The organism is Streptococcus moroccensis, assembly GCF_030812835.1.
GTDB classification, from domain to species: Bacteria; Bacillota; Bacilli; order Lactobacillales; family Streptococcaceae; genus Streptococcus; species Streptococcus moroccensis.
On sequence record NZ_JAUSTM010000045.1, the window covers coordinates 1 to 5689 of the forward strand.

Genomic DNA, 5689 nt, shown 5'->3' on the forward strand with positions numbered 1-5689 from the left:
TGTGATGTCAGAACCCTCTGCTGTGAAAACAAAGGAGGTCATTCTCTAATGGTCTCAGGGAAAAAAGCCTTTATTTTTGGCGTATTAGGACTTGCCTTTGGCTATTTCTGCCATAGACTAGTCTTGCTTTACGATAGTCTACCTAATCAACCGCCCTTGGAACGCCTTGCCTATCTCTTAGGAGAGGGACAGAATCAGGTCTTAAATCCCTTGTGGAATGGCAACTTCACTGGAAGATCCTTTTTAGGCTATTGCTTTGGGATTGTGACGATGGGGCTAGTCTATCTTTACGTCTCAACTGGTCAAAAGGTTTATCGAGAAGGGGCTGAATATGGCTCTGCTCGCTTTGGAAACAATCGTGAGCGTAAAGCCTTTATCAGTAAAGATCCCTTTAATGACTCTATTTTGTCACGTAATGTTAGGCTAACCCTGTTAGAAAAGAAAGCCCCACAGTTTGACCGAAACAAGAACCTTGTGGTCATTGGTGGGTCAGGGGCAGGGAAGACCTTTCGGTTTGTCAAACCCAATCTGATTCAGCTAAACTGTTCCAATATTGTCGTTGACCCTAAGGATCACTTAGCTGAAAAGACAGGGAAGCTCTTTTTAGAGAATGGCTATCAGGTCAAGGTCTTAGACCTCGTAAACATGACAAACTCAGATGGCTTTAATCCTTTTCGCTATGTGGAAACGGAGAATGATTTGAACCGTATGCTTACGGTCTATTTCAATAATACCAAAGGCAATGGCAGTCGCAGTGATCCTTTTTGGGATGAAGCTTCCATGACCTTAGTGAGAGCCATTTCCTCTTACTTGGTGGATTTTTACAATCCTCCAGGTAGTCCAAAGGAAGAAGCAGACAGTCGTCGTAAGCGTGGGTGTTACCCCTCTTTTTCTGAAATTGGAAAACTCATCAAGCTCTTATCCAAAGGAGAAAATCAAGATAAGAGTGTCTTAGAAGTGATGTTTGAGACCTATGCCAAGACATATGGGACAGAAAACTTCACCATGCGTAACTGGGCAGACTTCCAAAACTACAAGGATAAGACCTTGGATTCAGTAATTGCCGTAACAACGGCTAAGTTTGCCCTCTTTAATATCCAATCCGTCATTGATTTAACCAAACGTGACACTTTGGACTTAAAAACATGGGGAACGCAGAAAACCATGGTCTATCTCGTTATTCCAGATAATGACACCACCTATCGCTTTCTCTCAGCCCTTTTTTTCTCCACGGTTTTTTCAACCTTAACGAGACAAGCTGATGTGGACTTTAAGGGACAACTGCCTATCCACGTCAGAAGTTATTTAGATGAATTTGCCAATGTCGGCGAAATTCCAGACTTTGCGGAACAAACCTCAACAGTTCGCTCACGGAACATGAGTCTCGTACCCATTCTTCAAAACATCGCCCAACTTCAAGGGCTCTATAAGGAGAAGGAGGCTTGGAAAACCATTCTAGGAAACTGTGATAGCTTGCTTTATCTTGGAGGCAATGATGAAGAGACCTTTAAGTTTATGAGTGGTCTCTTAGGCAAACAAACCATTGATGTGAGAAGTACCAGTCGGTCGTATGGCCAAACAGGGTCTGGGTCAACGTCTCATCAAAAAATCGCAAGGGATCTCATGACCCCTGATGAAGTCGGAAACATGAAACGTGATGAATGCTTGGTGAGAATTGCAGGGGTTCCAGTCTTTAAGGAAAAGAAGTATTTCCCCTTGAAACACAAGAACTGGCAATACCTGGCGGACAATGAGACGGATGAGCGTTGGTGGCATTACCACATTGACCCCCTCAAAACAGAGGAAGTTCCGTTTGAACCCTCAGACCATAAGGTTAGGGATTTAAGCAAAGAAACCACACTACACTAATAGAAAAGAGGAATCGTATGAACCCAAAATTAACAGGCTTTGTTTATGGCGTGGACGCTAGTTCCATGTTTGCCCAAGCCATGGCGCTCTTACAAAAAGGAATGGTTGCGACAGGCGCCTTTCTTGTCGTCATGGGCATTATTAACCTATCAACCAATATCAAAGATGGTGGACCTGGTGTCCGCAATGCCATTTTAGAAATTGTGGGTGGTGTTATGGTAGGTGCCGCAGGTGCCTTTATCACCCAAATTACCATTTAGGAGGGCTAGGTATGACATGATAAACACATTACCTTCAGCTTTTGTCTTTCTAGCCTCGGAGAAAATTTCGAGCGATAGCCTTTTTGAAGGCTTTAACGTGGACTTGGAATCGACGGCCAACTTGGTCAAATCCCTTGCGGATTATAACCCAACCGTTTGGTCTTATATGTCAGCGATCACAAAAGGAGTGATGCAGCCCTTGGGAGTGGCTATTTTAGCAGTCGTTTTAGTCCTTGAGTTCTCGAAGATGGCTAAGAAAATCGCCAACTCAGGTGGTGCCATGACTTTTGAAGCTATTGCTCCTATGATTGTCTCTTATATCATGGTGGCTGTAGTCATTACAAATACCACCGTTATTGTAGAAGCCATCTTAGCCGTTGCTTCTCACATCATTGAAGGCGTAGCTGGTGTCGTTTCTCATGGGGGAACAACTTATGAGACCATTTCAGGACTTAAAGGGTCAGGAATTATTGGAAAACTCATTGTTGGCTTTTTTGCCATTCTGATATGGTTGGTGCGATTGGTTAGTGTGATGGTGGTGAATCTCCTCATTACCATTCGCTTTATCCAACTTTATCTCATGATTCCATTTGCGCCTCTAACGATTCCGACCTTTCTCAGTGATGACTGGCGAAGCGTTGGGATTGGCTACCTGAAAAACATCATGGTCTATGCTCTCCAAGGTGTCTTGATTTTCTTAATCATCTCCCTTGTTCCCCTCTTTGAATCAGCTGGGAAATTGGCTCTCTCAAATGGGGCGGGAGTGATGGAGACGCTAGCGACCGCCTTTGGTGGTTTAGTTCAGGCTATTTTATTGATCATTGCCTTGGTGGGCAGTCAACGGACTGCCAGGAGTATCCTAGGCATGTAAGGAGGATTGGGAAGGACGTTCCTCCCAATCTTTTTTCATATTCATCTTAGATTGGAGTCTTATGAATACACGTGTTTTTAAGGACATCACAAAAGTCCAACATAGGGCTTGGCTAGGCTTTACCACACGACAAGTCATCTTTGTCTTGCCAGCCATTGCCATTACCATCCTGATTTTAGGCTTAAACCTCTTTTATTGGCAATTTGGGGATTGGTTTGTCTATGGTCTTATCTTTACCTTTACCATTCCTCTTATGCTTTTTGGGGTCTATCGCCCTAATGACTTACCTTTTGAAACGTATCTTAATTATAGATGGCATTATGAAATGACCATACCAGACCGTACACTAACTGGACAGAAAGGAATACAACGTGAAAAAAACAAATCGCTCAATGAAACCAAAGACCTCTTCTAAGGACAAGAAGACACGTAAACCAAAAGAAGAAGTGCTACCAACAACTGTTAATACGCTTCTTTACCAAGGCCTTTTTCCTAATGGTCTCATGCAAGTCACCCTAGATTATTTTTCTCAGTCCTATCTTTTAGGAGATGTCAATTACCAAACGGTTGGTTTGGAGGATAAGGGAGCCATTATGGAAACCTATTCGGACTTGATTAACAGTTTGGATGACAAGACCAATTTCCAACTTACTATTTTTAACCAGAGGGTCAACTTGGATAAGTTTAGAAAGGGTGTCTTGTATCCTTTTCATGAGGATGGCTACGATACCTATCGGGAAGAACTCAACCGTATCATGGAAAATAACCTTGAAGCTGGAGAAAATAACTTTTCAGCTGTTAAATTCATCTCTTTTGGGAAATCAGACCAAAATCCGAAACTCGCTTATCGCTCTCTGTCTCAGATTGGGGAATACTTCAAGAGTGGTTTTTCTGAAATTGATGCGAACTTTACCCTCCTCAGTGGAGAAAGCCGTGTGAATCACTTGGCTGATATGTTGCGAGGGAAAAATCATTTGCCCTTTACTTATCAAGACCTGGTGCGTTCAGGACAAACGACCAAGCATTTTATTGCCCCAACCAGTCTGTCCTTTAAGCACAAAAATCATATTGAAATGGATGATAGATTGCTTCAGATTGTCTATGTTCGTGACTATGGGATGGAGTTGGGAGATAAGTTCTTACGAGAACTCATGCAGTCGGATTTGGAAGTGATGATTAGTCTCCATGCCAAAGGGGCAGCCAAGTCAGAAGCCATGACCAAGCTCCGTACCAAGAAGACTTTGATGGAATCGCAAAAAATTGGGGAACAACAAAAGATGGCACGATCTGGCGTTTATCTTGAAAAGGTTAGTCAGGTTCTAGAAAGTAATATTGATGAAGCCGATGAGTTGATTAAAACCATGACGCAAACAGGCGATAAGCTCTTTGACACTCTTTTTTTGATTGGGGTCTTTGCGGATAACGAAGACCAATTGAAGCACTCCCTTGATATTATCAAACAAGTGGCAGGTTCTAATGACCTTGTGATTGATAATCTGACCTATATGCAGGAAGCTGCTTTTAATAGTCTGTTGCCTTTTGGGAAGAACTACCTTGAGGGTGTGTCACGGTCTCTTTTGACCTCAAACATTGCCGTTAATTCCCCATGGACGTCTGTAGACCTACAAGATAAGGGCGGGAAGTTTTATGGGATAAACCAGATTTCAAGTAATATCATCACCATTGACCGTGGGAAACTCAATACCCCATCAGGCTTGATTCTAGGGACATCAGGTGCTGGTAAAGGGATGGCAACTAAGCATGAAATCATCTCAACCAAGTTAAAAGAAGCAGAGACTGATACCGAAATCATCATAGTTGATCCCGAAAATGAGTACAATATCATTGGTCAAGCCTTTGGTGGGGAGAGCATTGATATTGCGCCTGACTCTACTACATTCTTAAACGTTTTAGACTTATCCGATGACAATATGGATGAAGACCCAATTAAGGTCAAATCTGAATTTCTACTTTCTTGGATTGGGAAACTCTTAGACCGGAAAATGGATGGTCGAGAAAAGTCCCTAATTGACCGTGTAACACGGTTAACCTATAAGCATTTTGCCACACCATCTCTCGTGGAATGGGTCTTTGTTCTCTCTAAACAGCCTGAACAAGAAGCCAAGGACTTAGCCCTTGATATGGAGCTTTATGTGGAAGGTTCACTCGATATTTTCTCACACCGTACTAATATTAAAACGGATAGCCATTTCCTCATTTACAATGTTAAAAAGTTAGGGGATGAGTTGAAGCAGATTGCCCTCATGGTCATCTTTGACCAGATTTGGAATCGTGTGGTTAAAAACCAAAAACTTGGCAAGAAGACCTGGATTTACTTTGATGAAATGCAGCTTCTGTTGCTGGATAAGTACGCTTCTGATTTCTTCTTCAAATTATGGAGCCGTGTCCGTAAGTATGGCGCCATTCCAACAGGCATTACTCAAAACGTAGAAACCTTACTTCTGGATGCCAACGGCAGACGTATTATCGCTAATAGCGAATTCATGATACTTCTAAAACAAGCTAAAAGTGACAGAGAAGAGTTGGTTCATCTTTTGGGCCTATCTAAGGAGCTTGAGAAATATTTGGTTAACCCAGAAAAGGGAGCTGGATTGATTAAGGCAGGCTCAACTGTTGTTCCCTTTAGAAATAAAATCCCACTTCAAACCCAACTCTTTGACATCATGAG

At 42.5% G+C, this 5689-nt stretch carries 5 protein-coding genes; all 5 read left to right on the forward strand.

Features of this window, described 5'->3' with window-relative positions:
* Positions 1–48 precede the first annotated feature (48 nt).
* On the forward strand, positions 49–1869 hold the full coding sequence (locus J2S23_RS11055; RefSeq protein ID WP_307122770.1) for a VirD4-like conjugal transfer protein, CD1115 family: 1821 nt from the start codon (positions 49–51) through the stop codon (positions 1867–1869).
* A 17-nt stretch (positions 1870–1886) separates the two neighbouring features.
* Positions 1887–2129, forward strand: coding sequence for a hypothetical protein (locus J2S23_RS11060; RefSeq protein ID WP_093998667.1), 243 nt, complete (start codon positions 1887–1889; stop codon positions 2127–2129).
* Between the two features lie 16 nt (positions 2130–2145).
* On the forward strand, positions 2146–3000 hold the full coding sequence (locus J2S23_RS11065) for a VirB6/TrbL-like conjugal transfer protein, CD1112 family (protein WP_307122768.1): 855 nt from the start codon (positions 2146–2148) through the stop codon (positions 2998–3000).
* A gap of 61 nt (positions 3001–3061) precedes the next feature.
* A complete protein-coding gene (locus J2S23_RS11070; protein ID WP_001097593.1) occupies positions 3062–3415 on the forward strand; it encodes a PrgI family protein in 354 nt (117 codons plus the stop codon).
* Positions 3372–5689, forward strand: a 2318-nt coding sequence (locus J2S23_RS11075) for a VirB4-like conjugal transfer ATPase, CD1110 family (RefSeq protein WP_307122769.1), incomplete at its 3' end; no start/stop codon positions are given. The genes J2S23_RS11070 and J2S23_RS11075, both read left to right, overlap by 44 nt.

What these genes read in the sequence shown, in the direction of transcription:
- J2S23_RS11055 (WP_307122770.1), top strand. Translation starts at nt 49, where the DNA reads ATGGTCTCAGGGAAAAAAGCCTTTATTTTTGGCGTATTAGGACTTGCC.
- J2S23_RS11060 (WP_093998667.1), top strand. Translation starts at nt 1,887, where the DNA reads ATGAACCCAAAATTAACAGGCTTTGTTTATGGCGTGGACGCTAGTTCC.
- J2S23_RS11065 (WP_307122768.1), top strand. Translation starts at nt 2,146, where the DNA reads ATGATAAACACATTACCTTCAGCTTTTGTCTTTCTAGCCTCGGAGAAA.
- J2S23_RS11070 (WP_001097593.1), top strand. Translation starts at nt 3,062, where the DNA reads ATGAATACACGTGTTTTTAAGGACATCACAAAAGTCCAACATAGGGCT.